The sequence below is a fragment of the Flavobacterium arabinosi genome, from assembly GCF_048158725.1.
Lineage (GTDB): Bacteria > Bacteroidota > Bacteroidia > Flavobacteriales > Flavobacteriaceae > Flavobacterium > Flavobacterium arabinosi.
This window is the reverse complement of the sequence record NZ_JBLNKX010000001.1, coordinates 482,302-500,907: the sequence shown is the minus strand read 5'-3', so window position 1 is coordinate 500,907 and position 18,606 is coordinate 482,302. Positions and strand designations below refer to the sequence as shown.

At 33.6% G+C, this 18,606-nt stretch carries 20 protein-coding genes; 15 read left to right on the top strand and 5 right to left on the bottom strand.

Translation table 11 applies throughout. The annotated features are described in order from the left end of the window. Positions 1-74: 74 nt before the first annotated feature. Positions 75-1,349 carry a phosphoribosylamine--glycine ligase gene (purD, locus tag ACM55K_RS02040; protein WP_416848573.1) on the top strand — a complete coding sequence of 425 codons (1,275 nt, stop codon included), beginning with the start codon at positions 75-77 and terminating at the stop codon, positions 1,347-1,349. A 30-nt stretch (positions 1,350-1,379) separates the two neighbouring features. Here the strand turns inward: purD and ACM55K_RS02035 are convergent, their stop codons facing one another. Then, positions 1,380-1,610, bottom strand: coding sequence for a DUF6341 family protein (locus ACM55K_RS02035; RefSeq protein WP_416848572.1), 231 nt, complete (start codon positions 1,608-1,610; stop codon positions 1,380-1,382). Positions 1,611-1,755: 145 nt separating this feature from the next. On the opposite strand from ACM55K_RS02035, the gene ACM55K_RS02030 reads away from it, so the two are divergent. Next, positions 1,756-2,685, top strand: a complete 930-nt coding sequence (locus ACM55K_RS02030) for a DUF6427 family protein (protein ID WP_416848570.1) — start codon at positions 1,756-1,758, stop codon at positions 2,683-2,685. Here ACM55K_RS02030 and upp read toward each other — a convergent pair. Beyond that, positions 2,680-3,333 (bottom strand): uracil phosphoribosyltransferase, encoded by a 654-nt coding sequence (upp, locus tag ACM55K_RS02025; protein WP_416848569.1) that lies wholly within the window; start codon positions 3,331-3,333, stop codon positions 2,680-2,682. The genes ACM55K_RS02030 and upp overlap by 6 nt on opposite strands. An 86-nt stretch (positions 3,334-3,419) precedes the next feature. Between upp and ACM55K_RS02020 the strand changes: the two genes are divergently transcribed. Both ACM55K_RS02020 and ACM55K_RS02015 read left to right on the top strand, forming a co-directional pair. Beyond that, positions 3,420-4,025, top strand: coding sequence for a DUF4254 domain-containing protein (locus ACM55K_RS02020; RefSeq protein WP_416848568.1), 606 nt, complete (start codon positions 3,420-3,422; stop codon positions 4,023-4,025). A gap of 43 nt (positions 4,026-4,068) precedes the next feature. Next, the gene (locus ACM55K_RS02015; protein ID WP_416848567.1) at positions 4,069-5,082 is read left to right on the top strand and encodes a glycosyltransferase family 9 protein; all 1,014 of its coding nucleotides are present in this window, start codon (positions 4,069-4,071) and stop codon (positions 5,080-5,082) included. A 515-nt stretch (positions 5,083-5,597) separates the two neighbouring features. On the opposite strand, the gene ACM55K_RS02010 is transcribed toward ACM55K_RS02015, so the two are convergent. The 3 genes from ACM55K_RS02010 to ACM55K_RS02000 form a co-directional block, all read right to left on the bottom strand. Next, positions 5,598-6,056, bottom strand: a complete 459-nt coding sequence (locus ACM55K_RS02010; RefSeq protein WP_416848566.1) for a protease complex subunit PrcB family protein — start codon at positions 6,054-6,056, stop codon at positions 5,598-5,600. Positions 6,057-6,194: 138 nt separating this feature from the next. Further along, on the bottom strand, positions 6,195-6,623 hold the full coding sequence (locus ACM55K_RS02005) for a hypothetical protein (RefSeq protein ID WP_416848565.1): 429 nt from the start codon (positions 6,621-6,623) through the stop codon (positions 6,195-6,197). A 229-nt stretch (positions 6,624-6,852) separates the two neighbouring features. Further along, a complete protein-coding gene (locus ACM55K_RS02000) occupies positions 6,853-7,905 on the bottom strand; it encodes a 2Fe-2S iron-sulfur cluster-binding protein (protein WP_416848564.1) in 1,053 nt (350 codons plus the stop codon). 123 nt (positions 7,906-8,028) lie between these two features. Here ACM55K_RS02000 and ACM55K_RS01995 point away from each other — a divergent pair, with 123 nt between their 5' ends. From ACM55K_RS01995 to atpA, 11 genes are all read left to right on the top strand, one after another. Beyond that, entirely contained in the window at positions 8,029-9,498 is a 1,470-nt protein-coding gene (locus ACM55K_RS01995; RefSeq protein WP_416848563.1) for a DUF5687 family protein, read from the top strand. A 61-nt stretch (positions 9,499-9,559) separates the two neighbouring features. After that, a complete protein-coding gene (locus ACM55K_RS01990) occupies positions 9,560-10,255 on the top strand; it encodes an ABC transporter ATP-binding protein (RefSeq protein WP_416848562.1) in 696 nt (231 codons plus the stop codon). A 271-nt stretch (positions 10,256-10,526) separates the two neighbouring features. Beyond that, complete coding sequence (porW, locus tag ACM55K_RS01985; RefSeq protein ID WP_416848561.1) at positions 10,527-13,154, top strand: type IX secretion system periplasmic lipoprotein PorW/SprE; 2,628 nt, start codon at positions 10,527-10,529, stop codon at positions 13,152-13,154. A gap of 2 nt (positions 13,155-13,156) precedes the next feature. Continuing rightward, positions 13,157-13,564 carry a bactofilin family protein gene (locus ACM55K_RS01980; RefSeq protein WP_416848560.1) on the top strand — a complete coding sequence of 136 codons (408 nt, stop codon included), beginning with the start codon at positions 13,157-13,159 and terminating at the stop codon, positions 13,562-13,564. Beyond that, positions 13,533-13,760: an AtpZ/AtpI family protein gene (locus ACM55K_RS01975; RefSeq protein WP_416848559.1), complete on the top strand. Its 228-nt coding sequence runs from the start codon at positions 13,533-13,535 to the stop codon at positions 13,758-13,760. The genes ACM55K_RS01980 and ACM55K_RS01975 overlap by 32 nt, the downstream gene beginning before the upstream one ends. Positions 13,761-13,863: 103 nt before the next feature. Further along, positions 13,864-14,256: a hypothetical protein gene (locus ACM55K_RS01970; protein WP_416848558.1), complete on the top strand. Its 393-nt coding sequence runs from the start codon at positions 13,864-13,866 to the stop codon at positions 14,254-14,256. A gap of 120 nt (positions 14,257-14,376) precedes the next feature. Next, positions 14,377-15,510 (top strand): F0F1 ATP synthase subunit A, encoded by a 1,134-nt coding sequence (gene atpB, locus ACM55K_RS01965; protein ID WP_416848557.1) that lies wholly within the window; start codon positions 14,377-14,379, stop codon positions 15,508-15,510. 114 nt (positions 15,511-15,624) lie between these two features. Beyond that, entirely contained in the window at positions 15,625-15,816 is a 192-nt protein-coding gene (gene atpE / locus ACM55K_RS01960; RefSeq protein ID WP_007136870.1) for an ATP synthase F0 subunit C, read from the top strand. Positions 15,817-15,900: 84 nt separating this feature from the next. Then, complete coding sequence (locus tag ACM55K_RS01955) at positions 15,901-16,401, top strand: F0F1 ATP synthase subunit B (protein WP_416842239.1); 501 nt, start codon at positions 15,901-15,903, stop codon at positions 16,399-16,401. Positions 16,402-16,406: 5 nt separating this feature from the next. Further along, on the top strand, positions 16,407-16,940 hold the full coding sequence (gene atpH, locus ACM55K_RS01950) for an ATP synthase F1 subunit delta (protein WP_416848556.1): 534 nt from the start codon (positions 16,407-16,409) through the stop codon (positions 16,938-16,940). Positions 16,941-16,978: 38 nt separating this feature from the next. After that, a complete protein-coding gene (gene atpA / locus ACM55K_RS01945; protein WP_416848555.1) occupies positions 16,979-18,556 on the top strand; it encodes a F0F1 ATP synthase subunit alpha in 1,578 nt (525 codons plus the stop codon). The last annotated feature ends 50 nt before the right edge of the window (positions 18,557-18,606 follow it).

Below are 18,606 nucleotides of genomic sequence, written 5' to 3'. Positions count from 1 at the left end.
AAAGTAAGTAAAAAAAATTATTATTTCATCTTAAAACAAACTATTTTTGCACCACAACTAAATAAAACAACATCATGACTATTTTACTATTGGGTTCAGGCGGAAGAGAGCATGCATTTGCATGGAAAATGATTCAAAGTCCGCTTTGCGACACGCTTTTTGTAGCACCAGGAAATGCTGGAACAGCAGCAATAGCTAACAATATTGATATAAGTCCAACTGATTTTGACGCTATCAAAGCTTTTGTTCTTCAGGAAAAAGTAGAAATGGTTGTTGTAGGACCAGAAGATCCATTAGTAAAAGGTATCTACGATTTCTTTTTAAATGATGGGGAGTTAAAACACATTCCGGTTATTGGGCCATCAAAAATTGGTGCTCAGTTAGAAGGAAGTAAAGAATTCGCCAAAGAATTTTTGATAAAACATAATATCCCAACTGCTGCTTACGATAGTTTTACTGCCGAAACAGTGGAGAAAGGATGTGAATTTTTGGAGACGTTGCAACCGCCTTATGTTTTAAAAGCAGACGGATTAGCAGCAGGAAAAGGTGTTTTGATTATTCAAGATTTGGCGGAAGCCAAAGAAGAATTAAGAAACATGTTAGTGCATCAGAAATTTGGTGATGCCAGTTCTAAAGTAGTGATTGAAGAATTCCTTGACGGAATCGAATTAAGCTGTTTTGTTCTTACTGACGGAAAAAATTATAAAATCCTGCCAACTGCTAAAGATTACAAACGTATTGGTGAAGGTGACACCGGATTAAATACAGGCGGAATGGGAGCAGTTTCTCCAGTTCCTTATGTTGACGCTATTTTGATGGAGAAAATCGAAACCCGCATCGTAAAACCAACCATTGATGGTTTCCAAAAAGACGGAATTCCGTACAAAGGATTTGTTTTTATTGGATTGATTAATGTGAATAACGAACCAATCGTAATTGAATATAATGTGAGAATGGGTGATCCGGAAACGGAAGTGGTTGTTCCAAGATTGAAAACAGATTTAGTCGAATTGTTTTTGGCTGTAGCCAATGAAAAGCTAGATGAAATCACACTGGAAGTTGACGAAAGAAGTGCTACAACAATTATGGTAGTTTCTGGCGGATACCCTGAAGATTTCGAAAAAGGAAAAGTGATTTCAGGGTTAGAAAACATTCAAGATTCTATTGTTTTTCACGCAGGTACTAAACTTGATAATGGAAATATTGTTTCTAATGGAGGAAGAGTTTTAACCGTAACTTCTTATGGAAATGATTTCGAAGAGGCCATAAAAAAATCTTACCAAAACATAGATAAACTAAATTTTGATAAGATGTATTTTAGAAAAGATATTGGAAACGATTTAAAATAGTTTCCAATTATCGTTCACTTTTTTTAAATATTATTTTAGGAAAGAGTGAGCGGTAGTATCTTGATTTTCTGTTCCTGCGTCTTCAAAAATTTTCAATTGTAAGATCCAATATACCATTGCAGCTGCACAGATAATCATGAAAATCCAGTTGACAGTATTAGCAACAAACCAAGATTTAAGCTCTAATGCGCGTAAAAAATCTAGAGGAGCAAATAAAATATTTACAAATAAGTATTGTATTCCTTCGAAAAATGCTTTCATAATGTATAAAATTAATTTTATTAGTTGTTTTTAAAGAACTCTGGATAGTAGAAAGGTCTTATTTAGTAAGAATCTTTTTGAACTTGCAGGGTTTCCTTTTTAAACAAGTATTATATTTACAATCACAAAAGTATAAAATATCCTTATGATAACAAGTGTTTTTAAAAAATCTACACCATTAAATTTTTCATTGGTTGTAATTTTAATGCTGGTTTTCTTTTTAATATATCAATTTCAGGATTTGTCTTGGGCTAATTCGTTGTTTTTAATTTTAAAAAAATTCACACTCTTCTGCATTTTATTAGCTTCCGTTTTTACAACAAATTTCATTGTCAAGAAGAACGGACTGAGCAAAGACAGTTCGTACACCGTTTTTTTTTACTTTTTATTACTGATTTTTTTTCCTTCCGTATTAGACAACACGAACCTGATTGTTTCAAATTTCTTTATACTATTAGCTCTTCGCCGATTGATTTCATTGCAATCTCTCAAAGCTTCCAAAGAAAAAATATTTGATGCATCATTGTGGATTTTTTTAGCCACATTGTTTCATTTTTGGAGTATTATATTTATTGTATTGGTTTTCATATCAATAATTTTTCATGTTTCCAGAGATTATAGAAACTGGTTCTTGCCGTTTATTGCTTTTTTCACTGCTGCAATTATTTTCTTGTTGTATGCGGCAGTATTCAATGTGAACGTAATCGAATATATAACTAGGAGTGTAACGATGGATTTTAGAATTGATTATTTTACTAATAATTACCAAAATGCTGCTTTTTCAATTTATGCTACTATTGCATTATTTTTTGTTATTTCTATGTTTGCAACATTGTCTCACAGACCACAGATTTTACATGTTTCTTTCAAAAAAATAGTAGCTTCATTCTTTATTGGAATAGTAATTTTCTTGATTTCCTCTAATAAAAGTAACGATTTGTTGATGTTTACCTTTGCGCCATTAGCAATCATGGCAACAAGTCATATTGAAATTGTGCAGCTGAAATTGAAGCAGGAAATCGTATTGTTTGTTTTTATTCTATGCAGTCTTTTTGCCTTTTTCTCTCAATTATAGTTTCTCCCCAAAAGCTAAATCTCCGGCATCGCCAAGTCCTGGAACGATGTAACTGTGTTCATTGAGTTTTTCGTCTAATGTAGCGATCCATAGATGACACGTGTCGGGTAAATGTTGTTTAAGGTGTTCAATTCCTTCTGGCGCAGCAATTACAACTGCAATGTGAATTTCTTTTGGAGTTCCTCTTTCCATTAATTTATTAAAAACAGCAACTATAGATTGTCCGGTGGCAAGCATGGGATCAATCAATAGTACATTCTTGCCGTTTATATTAGCAATCGCTTGGTATTGAACTACAATGTCAAAATAATCATCATTATTAGGATGGTGTCTAAAGGCTGAAATAAAACCGTTTTCGGCATTGTCAAAATAATTCAAAAAGCCCAAATGCAATGGTAATCCTGCACGCAAAATGGAGCACAGAACCAATTGGTCTTCAATTTCGGTAGTTTTCTTGATGCCAAGAGGCGTTTGAATTTCTATGTTTTTGTAATGCAATTCCTTACTCAATTCATAAGCCATTATTTCGCCAATACGCTCAATATTTCTTCTAAAACGCATGCTGTCATTATGAACATTCACATTTCGAATTTGTCCTAAAAAATGGTTCAGGACACTATTGTTTTCGGATAAAATATGGATTTGCATCGTTTTAATTTTGGAATTAAACTTCTAAAGTTTTTTTAATCTATAAAAGTATAAAAAAGTATCTTTGCCTTTTAATATATAAAGATATGTTTTCAAAATTAGCTTATTCAGTTTTCGAACAAAGTATTAAAGATTATCATCAATTTGATAATGTAGATCAGCCCATAAATAATCCTTTTCCGAAGGATAAATTCGAACATTTATTGTATCATAAAAACTGGATTGACACCGTTCAATGGCATTTTGAAGATATCATTCGGGATCCAAATATTGATCCGGTTGCCGCTTTGACTTTGAAAAGAAGAATCGACGCTTCTAATCAAGAGCGTACGGATATGGTGGAATATATTGACGGTTATTTTCTTCAAAAATACAGCCATGTAGTAGTAAAAGAAAGTGCTAAAATCAACTCAGAAAGTCCTGCTTGGGCTTTTGACAGATTGTCAATATTAGCTTTAAAAATTTATCACATGAATGAAGAAGCGACTCGTGCAGCAGCTTCCCAAGATCACAGAGATAAATGTCAGGCAAAATTGAATATTCTTTTAGAGCAAAGAACTGATTTGTCTACCGCAATTGATGACTTAATAAAAGACATTGAAAATGGAGATAAATTCATGAAAGTGTACAAGCAGATGAAAATGTACAATGATGATGATTTGAATCCTGTTTTGTACCAAAACAAGAAGTAATTCTCGTTTTAAATTGTCCCAAAAAATCAAACATATAGCCGTCATGAGACTTTCCGCAATGGGAGATGTCGCCATGACGGTTCCTGTTTTACGTGCTTTTGTAAATCAGCATCCAGAAGTTAAAATTACGGTCGTTTCCAGACCATTTTTTAAACCTTTTTTTGATTCCATTCCCAACGTTTCTTTTTTTGCTTTCGATGAAAAAGAGCGACACAAGGGATTTTTGGGATTGTTGCGTTTGTTCCAAGATTTAAAAGAACTAAATGTTGATGCTTTCACCGATTTGCATAATGTTTTACGTTCTAAAATCGTCAGAAGCCTTTTTGCTTTAAACGGAAAAAAAGTGTCTTCAGTTGATAAAGGAAGAGCGGAGAAAAAAGCATTAACCCAACCCGAAAATAAAGTTTTCAAGCAACTGCCAACAATGTTTGAAAGACATGTAGAAGTGTTCAGGCAACTGGGTTTTACAGTTGATTTATCTTCTCCAATATTACCTGAAAAACAAACTTTAGATACTGAAATCATCAGTTTAACTGGAGAAAAAGTCCAGAAATGGATAGGAATTGCTCCTTTTGCACAATATGATTCTAAAGTGTATCCTTTGGATTTGATGCGGGAAGTCATCAACCAATTAGCCAAAAATGCGGATTACAAAATATTGCTTTTTGGTGGCGGAAAAAAGGAAATTGAACTCTTAAATACGCTTTCTTCCAACAAAGAAAATGTCATCGTTGTTGCCGGGAAAATCAAATTTCAGCAGGAATTAGCGCTTATTAGTACTCTTGATGTGATGCTTTCCATGGATTCCGGGAATGCGCATATTGCGGCGATGTTTGGCGTGAAAGTGATTACGCTTTGGGGCGCAACTCATCCTTATGCGGGATTTTCGCCTTTCAATCAACCTTTAGAAAATGCGTTGGTTTCCGATAGAAATCACTTTCCAAAATTACCTACATCCGTTTATGGAAATAAAATAGTAGAAGGCTATGAAGATGCCATGCGAACGATTACTGTGGAGAAAGTTGTTTCTAGTGTTCAATCGGGGTTTGGGGTTTAGTTTACAAGTAATGGGGGAAGCCAAAGTACTTTAAATAATTATTCGCGCCATGTTGAGGCTACTTTATTTTGGCAAAATCCCCACCGAACTTGATCCAGAGCAAGTAAGGACTACTTTTCTACCAAAAAAAGTCTAAAACGCCCTCGCAAATGCATTCCAAACACTGCGTTTATGGCCTTCGGTTTCTGCTAAAGTCTGAAGGATTGTTTTATGAATTTCTGTGTTTGCACAGCTAGCGCGAGCGTCCCCCTCGTGCCTACAGACAATATTAATTTTGGTCTATTTCCAAAATTGTTTTCCTGCAAACTTATTTTTTATACTCTTTCTTTATAAGCAAAATTGGATTTAGGTTGTCTTGTCCGAAAATAGGTTTACACTTTTGTGTAAACCTATTTTCGGACAAGACAGGGACATTGGACGAGCACCAGAGAACGTGGACAAACGAGCGCCAGTTGGGGAATGTTTGTAATAAATCTAATTTGAACAAAAATTATATAAAGTGTTAGCACGTTATTTTATTCAAATAGTATCAATTTATTAGTTTTCCGGATTTTAACAATATGATATGGCTGTGTCATTACAGCGGTTGCATCTCCTTTTAAAACATTGTCAATTGTTGCGATAATTTTATTCTCGGTTTCTGTAATTTTGATGATATCTATTGAATGTCCACCATTTCCATGTACTTTATCAAAAACCGCAATGACCATAAAATTCGCAAAATCAATATTCGTTTCTGTAAATCCGTTACTGTTATTATTCACGGAATTCATTTTAGTCAATAATTCATTCCAAGAGTTCGAGTCAGAAATTGTAAATTTCTGCTGAACAATATTCTCTCGTCCATTTCCAAAAAGATTGTTCTGTCCAATTGCCGTTAAATTAAGCGGATTTAAATCTTCATCCGTTTTGCTGCAACTTGTCATTAATCCGATAAATATTGTAATAAATAAGATTGAAATTTTTGGTTTCATAATGTAGATGTTTTTATTATTAACGTGTTTTTTGTATAATGTGCTACAACTTGCGTATGTATGATAAAATCATACAAAACCATTTCTCTATTAAGCCAATTACCCAAATCAATTGTAGTAGCTGTTTTGTGTAGTTCTTTATTCAGTTTTTACGAATCCGCTTCCAATTCCATCATAATTATTATCTGAAATATCCAATTTATTTGTTTCGTAAACTTTAGTTATTCCGTTTATTACAACGCTTTGAAGTTGCTGATTTTTAGCATAACAAATTATGAATCTTTCCATTTCTCCAGAATAAATAGATCTTTTCATTACTAATTCATATGTTCCACTTTCGACTTCATTTCCATTTTGGGCTATTGAGTATACATAATTTTTCATTAAACTTAATTGAAAAGTATTTCCAGTAGTTGGCTTTTCGTGAATATTAAATGCAAACCCTCCATCTGTACTTATCCAATTCCATTTTCCTATTATATCCGAATTCTCAATTTTAGTTTCGTCGTTAGAGCTACAAGAAATAAAGCCAATTGCAAAAATGAAGATTAGAATAAATTTTTTCATAACTTTTTGTTTTTAATTAGATGCTCAAATCTCAATTGGGTTGCGTAAAATTTTGACTAATATTTTTTATTTTTTTGTTAGCCAATGGAGTCAATTTGGACACGAATATGGTAAATGGCGTAAATAATTTTTGTAATATTATTCTGCTAATGTAGTAAAAATCAAAACCTCCTTAAAATAAAAAAACTTCCCTTTTCAGAGAAGTTTTCGTTATCATTTAAACCATTTCCTAAACATCATCATAATCTACATAAATGCTTTCTGACGTCGGGTGCGCTTGACAGGTTAAGATTAAACCTTCGGCGATTTCACCATCAGTAAGAATAGAATTTTTAGTCATTTCGGCAGTTCCAGATGTAACACGAGCCAGACAACTGCTGCATATTCCACCTTGGCAAGAATACGGAGCATCAAGACCTTGTTTTAAAGCTGCTTCAAGGATGGTTTGTTTTTGTGACATTTCAAAAGTCGTTTCTTCATCATCCACCATAACAGTGATTTTCGAATGTCCTTCTAATGATTTTTCGATTTTATGTTCTTTGGAAGAAGTTGTAAACAATTCGAATTTGATAGCCGATTCTTTGATGTTTTTTGCTGCCAAAACACCAGAAACGGCATTAATCATTTCTTCCGGTCCGCATAAATAGAACTTATCAAATTCCAATTCCTTGTGTTTGTTATTCAAAACAAAATTCACCGTCGATTTATCTATTCGACCAAATAATGCATGTTCTGCTTTGGCTTGACTGTAAACATAATGTACAAAAAGACGGCTTACATATTGTAATTGCAAATCGTGCAATTCTTGATGAAAGATAGTTTCCTCGGGAGATCGGTTTCCATAAACAAGAACAAAAGAACTTTTAGGCTCACTTTTCAATACTGATTTCAGGATAGAAAGTACGGGTGTGATTCCACTTCCGGCTACAAAAGCCACATAATTTTTTTGTCGGTCAGCTTGTGGTTCAAATGTAAATTTTCCTTCTGGTTTTCCTACTTCAAGAGCATCACCTGCTTTCAATTTTGTATTGGCAAACTGAGAAAAAGCACCATTTGTTACTGCTTTTACAGCAATTCGCAATTCACCACTTTCTGGAGCGGAACAAAGAGAATACGCACGACGAATTTCCTGATTGTCTAAGGTAAGTCTAAGATTGATGTATTGACCCGCAATGAAAGTATAGTTTGGTTTTAATTCCTCGGGAACATTAAAAAGTATGGAAACCGCATCTTTGGTTTCACGTTTTACTTCTTTTATAATAAGTTTTAAAAAGGATGGCATGTGATTAATTTTTTACAAAAGTAGGAAACGACAAATAAATGGAGATTATAATTGCCGATTTTTTTATATTAGATGTAACATTTCAATTATTTAACTACCAATTACGAAACCAAACTATAAACCATGTTCCAAAAATTTATCTATCTCGAATGGAAAGCTTTTACAAGATCAGCTTCCTTCGCAACAAATTTAGGCTTAAAAATCTTGATGCTTTTTCTGGCTATTTATTTTGCTTTAGTTTTTTTGGCTTTGGGAATTGGAGCCTTTTATATTATTAAGAAAATGAATCTGGAGCCATTGGTTACCGTAAATAAATTCCTGATTTACTACTTTTTGTTTGATTTAATTATTCGTTTGCTGGTGCAAAAAATTCCGGTAATGAACATTCGTCCCTTATTGGTTTTACCGTTTAAGAAACCAACAATTGTCCATTTTTCTTTGGGTAAAACCATACTGTCGTTTTTTAATTGGGCACATGCTTTTTTCTTTTTGCCATTTTCAGTAGTATTAATTATTGAAGGATATGATGTGGTGAGCGTATTGCTTTGGCATTTAGCGATGATTTCACTGATTTACATCAACAATTTTCTAAATATTGTATTGAATAATAAAGACAATTTGTTTGCCATTTTTGTCGGAATTGTGATTGTTTTGGGAGGCTGTCAATATTATCATGTTTTTGATATTACTCATTATACGGCTATTTTCTTTGAAGGTCTATTCCAGACAAAATGGCTATTTTCACTTCCAATCTTGGCTTTAATTGGACTGTATTATATTACGTTCAACTATTTCAAAAACAACATGTATCTTGATTCAGGGCTTTCTAATAAACATCAAATCGCCAAAACAGAGGATTTAACATGGCTCAATCAGTTTGGAACATTGGGAACATTTTTGAAAAATGACATTAAACTCATCAAAAGAAACAAACGATCTAAAACTACGGTGATCATGAGCGTTGTGTTTTTATTTTATGGTTTCCTATTCTTTACCAATGGAATAGAAGCCTACAATAATCCCATAATGCACATTTTTGCAGGCATTTTTGTTTCGGGTGGTTTTCTCTTCACTTTCGGACAATTTGTACCTAGTTGGGACAGCTCTTATTATCAATTAATGATGACACAAAACATTCCATACCGCGGATATTTGAGTTCAAAATGGTGGCTGATTGTTATTGCAACAGTTATTTCGACGATTTTGTCTTCCTTCTATTTGTATTTTGGATGGCACGTGTATCTGACAATTGTTGTGGGCGCTGTTTATAATATTGGAGTGAATTCGCATTTGGTACTTCTTGCGGGTGCTTACACAAAAACGCCAATAGATTTAGATTCGAGCAAAGGCGCTTTTGGAGATAAAAAAGCCTTTAATGTAAAAACCATGTTGATTTCGTTGCCAAAATTGCTATTGCCGGTCGGACTTTATTGGATTGGTTCCACTTTAATGAGTCCTAATCTAGGATTAGCAATGGTGGCAATTGCCGGAATAATAGGTTTTGCTTTGAGAGATAAGGTCTTTTCATTGATCGAAAAAATTTATAAAACAGAGAAATACAAAACGATAGCGGCATACAAACAAAAGAGTTAATAGTCAATTTTCATAAAGCGATTAACCAAATCAACAAATAACCGATTAAACTTTTTTAAAAATGATACAAGTAAACAATCTTTCAAAAATATATAACGGCACAACAGTTCTTAAAATCGAAAATCTGGAAATCCCAAAAGGGCAAAGTTTTGGATTGGTTGGGAATAATGGTGCTGGAAAAACCACATTTTTCAGTTTGCTATTGGATTTAATCCAGCCTTCAACGGGACACATTATCAACAATGCCATTCAAGTGAATGCAAGCGAAAACTGGAAACCTTTTACCGCTTCTTTTCTGGACGAAAGTTTTTTAATTGGCTACTTAACACCCGAAGAATATTTTTATTTCATAGGAGATTTACGCGGACAGAACAAAGCGGATATCGATGCTTTGCTGGTCAAACACGAGGAGTTTTTTAATGGCGAAATCTTAAAAAACAAAAAATATTTACGTGATTTATCCAAAGGAAACCAGAAGAAAGTGGGAATTATCGCGACACTCATAGGAAACCCTGAAGTGGTAATTCTGGACGAACCCTTTGCCAATTTAGACCCAACAACGGTAAATAGATTGAAAAAAATCATCAAAGAATTAGCCGAAAATCCTGATGTAACAGTACTGGTTTCCAGTCATGATTTACTGCATACAGTGGAAGTTTGTAACAGAATTGTGGCATTAAACAAAGGCGAAATCGTGAAAGATATTCAAACATCTGCTGAAACGTTGCAAGAACTGGAACTGTTTTTTGCAGTTTAAAATTTAATTTGGGCGTGACCCGGAAAGAAAAATTCCGGGTCGGGCTTTTCGTTTCAAATAAAATATAATGAGGAATCTTCACCTAAAATAGTAATAATAATACCTAACAGCCACTGGCTGTTCTCCTCTTAATCTCAAATCTCACGCAAAAGCAAAACCGGCAATCAAAAAGAAACCCAATAATTTCCACGATAGCAAAAAGAAACGTATTTTTACAAGTCATTATACTAAATAGTATTTTTAGAAGTTAATTGATAAAAAACGTTTACCATTGAAAATCAAGACATTCAAACATATATTTTCGCTAGGATTTTTATTGTTTTTGGTAGCGTGTTCTACTAAAAAGGACACTTTTTTGGCGAGAAAATCACATGCTTTGAGTACGAAATATAATATTTTATACAACGGGCAAATAGGCTTGGACAAAGGAGTTAATGGTATAAAAGCGAACAGTAAAGATGATTTTTGGAAGCGTTTGCCTATCGAAAGAATGCAAATGGAGGAAGATATTTCACCTGATGGAAAACCTAAAAATGCTGATTTTGAACTGGCTGAAACCAAAGCCACAAAGGCAATTCAAAAACACTCAATGAACATTGGCGGAAGAGAAAAAAACAGCCAAATTGATGAAGCATATTTACTACTTGGGAAATCTCGTTATTACGATCAAAGATTTGTTCCGGCCCTAGACGCATTCAATTATATTTTATACAAATATCCCAACAGCAGTAGAATTTATGAAGCCAAAATTTGGCGTGAAAAAACCAATATGCGACTGGGTAATGATGCTTTGGTAGTGAAAAACATGACCAAATTATTGAAGGAGAAAGAATTGAAAAAACAAGTTTTTGCTAATGCAAATGCACTTCTATCAGAAGCTTTTTTAAACTTGGAAGAAAAAGACAGTGCTTTGGCAAAATTAAAAATAGCCGAAAAGTATACTAAAGTAAAAGCCGAAAGAGCGAGATACCGTTTTATTCTTGGGCAATTGTACGAGGAATTAGGTAAAAAAGACAGTGCCATTTTGAGCTATGAATCCGTGATAGCTATGAATAGAAAATCCGAAAGGAAATATGTTATTCAGGCTTACGCCAAAAAAGCACAATTATTCGATTATAAAACGGGAGATACCACTGCATTTTTAAAAACATACAACAAACTAATTGCCGACAGAGAAAACAGACCGTTTCTAGATGTAATTTATAGAGAAAAGGCGGTGTTTTATGATAAAAACAACAAACAAAAAACAGCTTTAAATTTTTACAATGCTTCGCTGAAAAAAGCAACCACAGACCAATACTTGATTGCTTCAAACTACAGGGATTTAGGAAATATGTATTTCAAAAATGCCGATTATCCGGTTGCAGCTAAGTATTATGACAGTACTTTAGTCAAGCTTGATGTTAAAACCAGAGAATTTATTCGCATCCAAAAAACCAGAAAAGATTTAGACGAAGTAATTCAACTCGAAGCTATTGCCAAAACAAACGACAGTATTTTGAATGTGGTTGCTTTGTCAGAAACGGACAGGGTTTTGTATTTTGAGAATTATATCGACAAGTTAAAAAAGACGGATGAAACTAAAAGAATTTTAGAAGAAAAACTAAAAGCCAAACAAGAAAATATAGAAAGAAATACTAATACAGCTTCCATTGATCCGGCTTCCCCTAATCAAGAGCCAGGAAAACCAGCGAAGAAATCATTAGCGCCACCCACTATGGCAAGTATTTCTGGACTACAGTCTGCCAGTGTTTTCTATTTTTATAATCCTACGACCATTGCTTTTGGAAAACTGGAATTTAAAAAAACATGGGGAGACCGATCTTCAAAAGGAAATTGGAGAGTGTCAGCCAATAAAACGGACTTTGTTGTGAGAGACTCCATAAACGGAGATAAAGCGATATCAGAAGATAAATTAGCAGCAGACAAACCAGTTGAAACATACACGACCGACTATTATCTAAAACAACTTCCAACTAATCAAACCACGATTGACAGTATTGCCAAAGAACGTAATTTTGCCTATTATCAACTTGGAGTTATTTATAAAGAAAAATTCAAAGAATATGAATTGGCCAGCGCTAAACTGGAACAATTATTGAAAAATAATCCAGAAGAAAAACTGGTTCTTCCTGCACTTTATAATTTATATAAAATTTACCAAATTACGAATGTCACCAAAGCGGAGACGATTAAAGATAAAATTTCTAGTCAATTTCCAAATTCTCGTTATGCACAAATAATAAACAATACCAATTCGAATGTAGCTTCAGATAATGAATCACCGGACAAAGTCTATAATAAGTGGTATAAATTGTATCAAGAAGAGCAATATGATGTAGTGTTAGCAAAAATTGACGATTTGATTAATCAGTTTTCGGGTGATGAAATTGCTCCTAAATTTGAACTCTTAAAAGCAACCACTCTTGGAAAACTTAGAGGATTATCAGCCTATAAAAAAGCATTGCAGGAATTAGCGGATAATTACCCTAACAGCGAAGAAGGTAAAAAAGCGGTAGAGATCCTGACAACGCAAATTCCGTTTTTAGAAGAAAAGGACTTTAGTATTGTTGATACCAAAAATTGGAAAATTCTTTATAAAGTTGGGGCAAGAGCCGATAAAAACACAAAGGCAATTGAAGATAAATTAAAGTTGTTTATTGCCAATGAGGACTTTCAGGCGATTTCCTATTCGTATGATGTTTATACTGAAAAAGAAAATTTCATCACCATTCATGGAATTAATTCAGAACCTTATGCAAAAAATATCATTCAGGTTTTAAAAGAAAATAAAAAATATAAAATTGACGAACCAGCAATAGTTGTTTCCGCTGAAAACTATAAAGTAATTCAAATCAAGAAAAACTTGGAAGCCTATTTAGCGCCAAAAACTCCATAATCATGTTTGATAAAAAGCCAAAATCATATACGGATCTTTTGGGCAAAACCAATAGAATAGTAGAGGGAACCACCATAAAAGGGGATATTATTTCTCAGGCCGATTTTAGATTAGATGGGGAATTAATAGGTAATTTTCAATCCAGTGGAAAAATAGTTATTGGACCTGCAGGAAGTGTTATCGGTGATATAGTTTGCAAAAATGCAGATATAGAAGGGAAGTTCAATGGTAAAATTCATGTTACTGAAATTCTGAACGTAAAGTCAAAAGCAAGTATTCATGGCGAAGTTTCGGTAGGGAAATTATCGGTAGAACCTGGCGCTGATTTTAGTGCTTCTTGTACAATGAAGGCCAATGTAAAAAATCTAATGCCACACAATGGAGAACAAACCCAACAAAAAACAAGCTAGTAAATGGCTTGCGCTGATTAATATTCCAATTCAAATGGGAGCAATCATCTTTCTATTTTCCTATTTGGGAGACTGGTTAGATGAAAATCATCCGAGTCCAAAAGTATATTACACTAAAATTTTAGTGATGGTTGGCGTTGCATTAGCGTTGTATAATGTGATCAGACAAGTTAATGAAATCAATAAATCACAATAATTTTTTTAATAAAAGATCAGTACGAATCAATAGTAGGCCTTCTGGGTTTGTGACAAATTAAATTTAAAATAACTTTGTGCCTGCACGGCAAATAACAAACCCAATGAATTTACAAAATTACAAACCGCTTCTAAACTTAGTGTTACTTGCAGTATTAGCCTACATTCTTCATAAAATTGTTTTTTATGTTTTAAATATAAATGATAGTGCTTTTCACTATACGTTGGAAACCCTCTATGTACTATTTTTAGGTTTATCAACAATTGTCTTTATTGTTTTGTTGAAAGTCAGAGAGCGCAGTTTTGACAACGTGGGAATGTCATTTCTATTGGGTACAAGCGTTAAGATGATTTTTTGCTATTTGATTTTAAGACCTTTATTGCAGGTTTCAGCTCAAAATAATACCATAGAAAGAAAGAATTTTTTTATGATGTTTATTCTCTTTTTAGCAATTGAAACGATTTTAACGATACGGATATTAAACGAAAAGCAATAAATTTATTGTTTACATGACAAATACTCCAAAAATAAATTTTTATATGCTTTTGGATATTAATAAAAAATGTACATTTGCACCAAATTTCAGAAACGTAATAAATTAAGATAATTAACTGTTATGGTGATTTCAAACAAACCACTTAGATTCATATTAGCGACTTTAGTAGCATGTCTTCCTTTAATCAGTTTTGCAAATCCTGAAGTGGATACTGTGAAAGTAAAAACGGAAGTTGCTCATGAAGTAACAGAAGAAGCTCATGCAGAGCCAACAGATGTAAAGTCTAAAATCAAGGAATTTATCAATCATCACCTTTTGGATGCTCATGATTTTACATTATCTGTAAATGAAGAAACGGGTGAGCACTATGGTTTCTCTTTACCAATTATTCTTTGGGATAATGGTTTGCAGGTTTTTTCTTCTTCAAAATTTCATCATGGTGAAGAAACTGCAGAACACAATGGTAATTATTATGTATTACACCACGAAAAAATATACAAAACGGAGGCGGATGGAACTTTAACAGAAGGCGAACATGGTCATCCTATTAATGCAACTCCACTTGATTTATCGATTACTAAAAGTGTTGTAGGGATTTTAGGAATAGCAATCTTGATGTTTGTATTGTTTACAGGATTAGCAAAATCTTACGGTAAAAATAACGGAATAGCTTCTGGAGCTGGACGCTTTTTTGAGCCTCTTGTACTTTACATCAGAGACGAAATCGCAATTCCAAACATTGGTGAAAAAGGATATAGAAAATACATGAGTTATTTGTTGACTATATTTTTCTTTATTTTCTTCCTTAATATCTTAGGATTAACTCCGCTAGGGTTTAACATTACAGGGAATATTGCTATCACAGCATCTTTGGCTTTATTGACCTATTTAATCACAACTTTCACTGCAAATAAAAATTATTGGGGACACATTTTCTGGATGCCAGGTGTGCCAACTCCAATGAAATTTATTTTGGCTCCGATAGAATTATTAGGAACAATCATCAAACCATTTTCATTAATGATACGTTTGTATGCTAATATTTTGGCAGGACACGTTGTTTTGATGAGTATTATTGGTTTAATGTTTATCTTTAAAAGCTGGATTGGAAGTACATTATCTTTTGGATTGGCATTTGCACTTTCGATCCTTGAAATATTGGTAGCTTTTTTACAAGCGTATATTTTCACAATGTTATCTGCACTTTATTTTGGAGCAGGAAACGAAGAGCATCATCACGAAGAGGCTCACTAGATTGCAGATTTTGAATTAAGATTTTTGAATGCAGATTTGCGCTATTCTGAAATCTAAATTTGTTAATCTAAAATCTTCAATCAAATTGAATGTTTAATTTTTAATATATATATTATGCAAATTCCAACTATTGTAGGAGCAGGGTTAATTGTAATCGGAGCAGGTTTAGGTATTGGTAGAATTGGTGGTTCAGCAATGGATGCTATTGCTCGTCAACCAGAAGCTTCAGGAAAAATCCAAACAGCTATGCTTATTGCAGCTGCACTTATTGAAGGTATTGGTTTCGCTGCGTTATTCGCATCTTAATTAAAACACAAAAACAATAGTTGCAACGGTTGGTTGTGACTATTGTTTTAAAATTAAAACATTAAAAATTTATAATTATATACAATGGATAAGTTAATAAATGATTTTTCGTTTGGTTTGTTTATTTGGCAAGTTTTAATATTTGTTGGATTAATAATCTTATTAAAAAAATTCGCTTGGAAACCAATTCTTGATGCAGTAAATGATAGAGAAGAAGGAATTAAAAACGCATTACTTTCAGCTGAAAACGCTAGAAAAGAAATGCAAAATCTTCAAGCAGATAACCAACGTATTTTACAAGAAGCAAGATTAGAGCGTGATAACATGCTTAAAGATGCTCGTGAAATGAAAGAGAAAATGGTTGCTGATGCTAAAAACGAAGCTCAGGCTCAAGGCCTTAAGATGATTGAGCAAGCGAAAGCAGCAATTGAAAGTGAAAAAAATGCAGCAATGGCTGAATTGAAACTACAAGTTTCAACTTTATCATTGAGTATCGCAGAAAAAATATTGAAAGACGAATTATCTAACAAAGAAGCTCAAACTAAATTAGTTGAGAAAATGTTAGGTGACGTAAAGCTAAACTAACAATTATGGCAAGTACAAGAGCAGCGATCCGTTACGCAAAAGCAATTCTGGATATGTCAGATGCTATTGGTGTAGCTAATGAGGTAAGTAACGACATGACTTTAATTGCTTCGACAATCAACGGAAATCAGGAATTGAATACTTTTATTGAAAATCCTACCATTAAAGTTGAAGTTAAAGAAAATGCACTATTGGAAGTTTTTGCAGATGTGAATGGGGTAACAAAAGGACTTTTTCATTTGTTGTTCGAAAACAAAAGATTTGAAATTCTTGAAGCGATCGCTTTGGAATTCAACAAATTGTTTGACGAAATGAACGGTATTGAAGTTGCAAAAGTAACAACCGCTTTTCCATTGGACGTTGATTTGAAAGCTAAAGTTTTAGCTAAAATTGCAACACTTTCGGATAAAAAAATTACAATAGAAAATATAGTGGATGCTTCAATTATTGGAGGATTTATTCTTAGAATAGGTGACAAGCAGTACAACGCTTCAGTAGCCAACAGATTACAAGTATTAAAAAGAGAGTTAAGTAATTAGTTTTATTACACATTTAAGTGTCTAAATTATAAATTAAGATGGCGGAAATCAAACCTGCTGAAATTTCAGCAATATTAAGAAAGCAAGTAGAAGGTTTTGAATCTGGTGCTACACTAGAAGAAGTAGGAACTGTGCTTCAAGTTGGAGATGGTATTGCTCGTGTTTACGGGCTTTCTAATGTTCAATATGGAGAGTTAGTTGAATTTGACAATGGATTAGAAGCTATTGTTTTGAATCTTGAAGAAGACAATGTGGGTGTGGTACTTTTAGGACCATCTACAGGAATCAAAGAAGGTTCAATTGCAAAAAGAACACAACGTATCGCTTCTCTTAAAGTAGGAGAACAAATGGTAGGTCGTGTAGTAAACACACTTGGTTTTCCAATTGATGGAAAAGGACCAATTGGTGGAGATTTATACGAGATGCCTTTGGAAAGAAAAGCTCCTGGAGTTATCTTCCGTCAACCAGTTACCGAGCCATTACAAACAGGTATTAAAGCAGTAGATGCTATGATCCCAGTTGGTCGTGGACAACGTGAGCTAGTTATTGGTGACCGTCAAACAGGTAAATCAACTGTTTGTATCGATACTATCTTAAATCAAAAAGAATTTTATGATGCTGGGAAACCAGTATTCTGTATATATGTTGCAATTGGACAAAAAGCGTCAACTGTAGCAGGAATTGCTAAAATGTTAGAAGAAAAAGGCGCAATGGCTTATACCATTATTGTTGCTGCTAATGCTTCTGATCCAGCTCCAATGCAAGTGTATGCTCCTTTCGCAGGTGCTGCAATTGGAGAATATTTTAGAGATTCAGGTCGTCCCGCTTTAATTGTTTATGATGATTTATCTAAACAAGCTGTTGCGTATCGTGAGGTTTCTCTTTTATTAAGAAGACCACCGGGACGTGAAGCATATCCTGGAGACGTTTTCTACCTTCACAGTAGATTATTAGAACGTGCTTGTAAAGTAATTGCAGATGATGGAATTGCTAAAGACATGAACGATTTGCCAGATTCATTGAAATCAATTGTAAAAGGTGGTGGTTCATTGACTGCTTTACCAATTATTGAAACTCAAGCTGGTGACGTTTCTGCCTATATCCCAACAAACGTAATTTCGATTACAGATGGTCAAATTTTCTTGGATGGAGATTTGTTCAACTCTGGAGTTCGTCCAGCAATTAACGTAGGTATTTCAGTATCTCGTGTTGGAGGAAATGCACAAATTAAATCAATGAAAAAAGTAGCAGGTACTTTGAAACTGGATCAAGCACAATTCCGTGAATTGGAAGCGTTTGCTAAATTTGGTTCTGATCTTGATGCCGTTACTTTAAACGTAATTGAAAAAGGAAAAAGAAACGTTGAGATCTTGAAACAAGGTTTGAACGATCCTTATACTGTTGAAGATCAAGTTGCGATTATCTATGCTGGTTCTAAAAACTTGTTGAGAAATGTTCCTGTGAACAAAGTAAGAGAATTTGAGAAAGATTTCTTGGAATTCTTAAACAACAAACACAGAGCAACTCTCGATGCTTTGAAAGCAGGAAAATTAACAGACGAAATTACAGATGTAATCGAAACTGTAGCAAAAGAATTATCAGCAAAATATAACTAAAAAGTACTAAGTAAGGAGTATTAAGTATCAGGATTTTCTGGATACTTAAT

Bases quoted from the DNA above. Each gene is read 5' to 3' on its own strand.
- purD (WP_416848573.1), top strand. From the start codon at position 75: ATGACTATTTTACTATTGGGTTCAGGCGGAAGAGAGCATGCATTTGCA.
- ACM55K_RS02035 (WP_416848572.1), bottom strand. From the start codon at position 1,610: ATGAAAGCATTTTTCGAAGGAATACAATACTTATTTGTAAATATTTTA.
- ACM55K_RS02030 (WP_416848570.1), top strand. From the start codon at position 1,756: ATGATAACAAGTGTTTTTAAAAAATCTACACCATTAAATTTTTCATTG.
- upp (WP_416848569.1), bottom strand. From the start codon at position 3,333: ATGCAAATCCATATTTTATCCGAAAACAATAGTGTCCTGAACCATTTT.
- ACM55K_RS02020 (WP_416848568.1), top strand. From the start codon at position 3,420: ATGTTTTCAAAATTAGCTTATTCAGTTTTCGAACAAAGTATTAAAGAT.
- ACM55K_RS02015 (WP_416848567.1), top strand. From the start codon at position 4,069: ATGAGACTTTCCGCAATGGGAGATGTCGCCATGACGGTTCCTGTTTTA.
- ACM55K_RS02010 (WP_416848566.1), bottom strand. From the start codon at position 6,056: ATGAAACCAAAAATTTCAATCTTATTTATTACAATATTTATCGGATTA.
- ACM55K_RS02005 (WP_416848565.1), bottom strand. From the start codon at position 6,623: ATGAAAAAATTTATTCTAATCTTCATTTTTGCAATTGGCTTTATTTCT.
- ACM55K_RS02000 (WP_416848564.1), bottom strand. From the start codon at position 7,905: ATGCCATCCTTTTTAAAACTTATTATAAAAGAAGTAAAACGTGAAACC.
- ACM55K_RS01995 (WP_416848563.1), top strand. From the start codon at position 8,029: ATGTTCCAAAAATTTATCTATCTCGAATGGAAAGCTTTTACAAGATCA.
- ACM55K_RS01990 (WP_416848562.1), top strand. From the start codon at position 9,560: ATGATACAAGTAAACAATCTTTCAAAAATATATAACGGCACAACAGTT.
- ACM55K_RS01980 (WP_416848560.1), top strand. From the start codon at position 13,157: ATGTTTGATAAAAAGCCAAAATCATATACGGATCTTTTGGGCAAAACC.
- ACM55K_RS01975 (WP_416848559.1), top strand. From the start codon at position 13,533: ATGGAGAACAAACCCAACAAAAAACAAGCTAGTAAATGGCTTGCGCTG.
- ACM55K_RS01970 (WP_416848558.1), top strand. From the start codon at position 13,864: ATGAATTTACAAAATTACAAACCGCTTCTAAACTTAGTGTTACTTGCA.
- atpB (WP_416848557.1), top strand. From the start codon at position 14,377: ATGGTGATTTCAAACAAACCACTTAGATTCATATTAGCGACTTTAGTA.
- atpE (WP_007136870.1), top strand. From the start codon at position 15,625: ATGCAAATTCCAACTATTGTAGGAGCAGGGTTAATTGTAATCGGAGCA.
- ACM55K_RS01955 (WP_416842239.1), top strand. From the start codon at position 15,901: ATGGATAAGTTAATAAATGATTTTTCGTTTGGTTTGTTTATTTGGCAA.
- atpH (WP_416848556.1), top strand. From the start codon at position 16,407: ATGGCAAGTACAAGAGCAGCGATCCGTTACGCAAAAGCAATTCTGGAT.
- atpA (WP_416848555.1), top strand. From the start codon at position 16,979: ATGGCGGAAATCAAACCTGCTGAAATTTCAGCAATATTAAGAAAGCAA.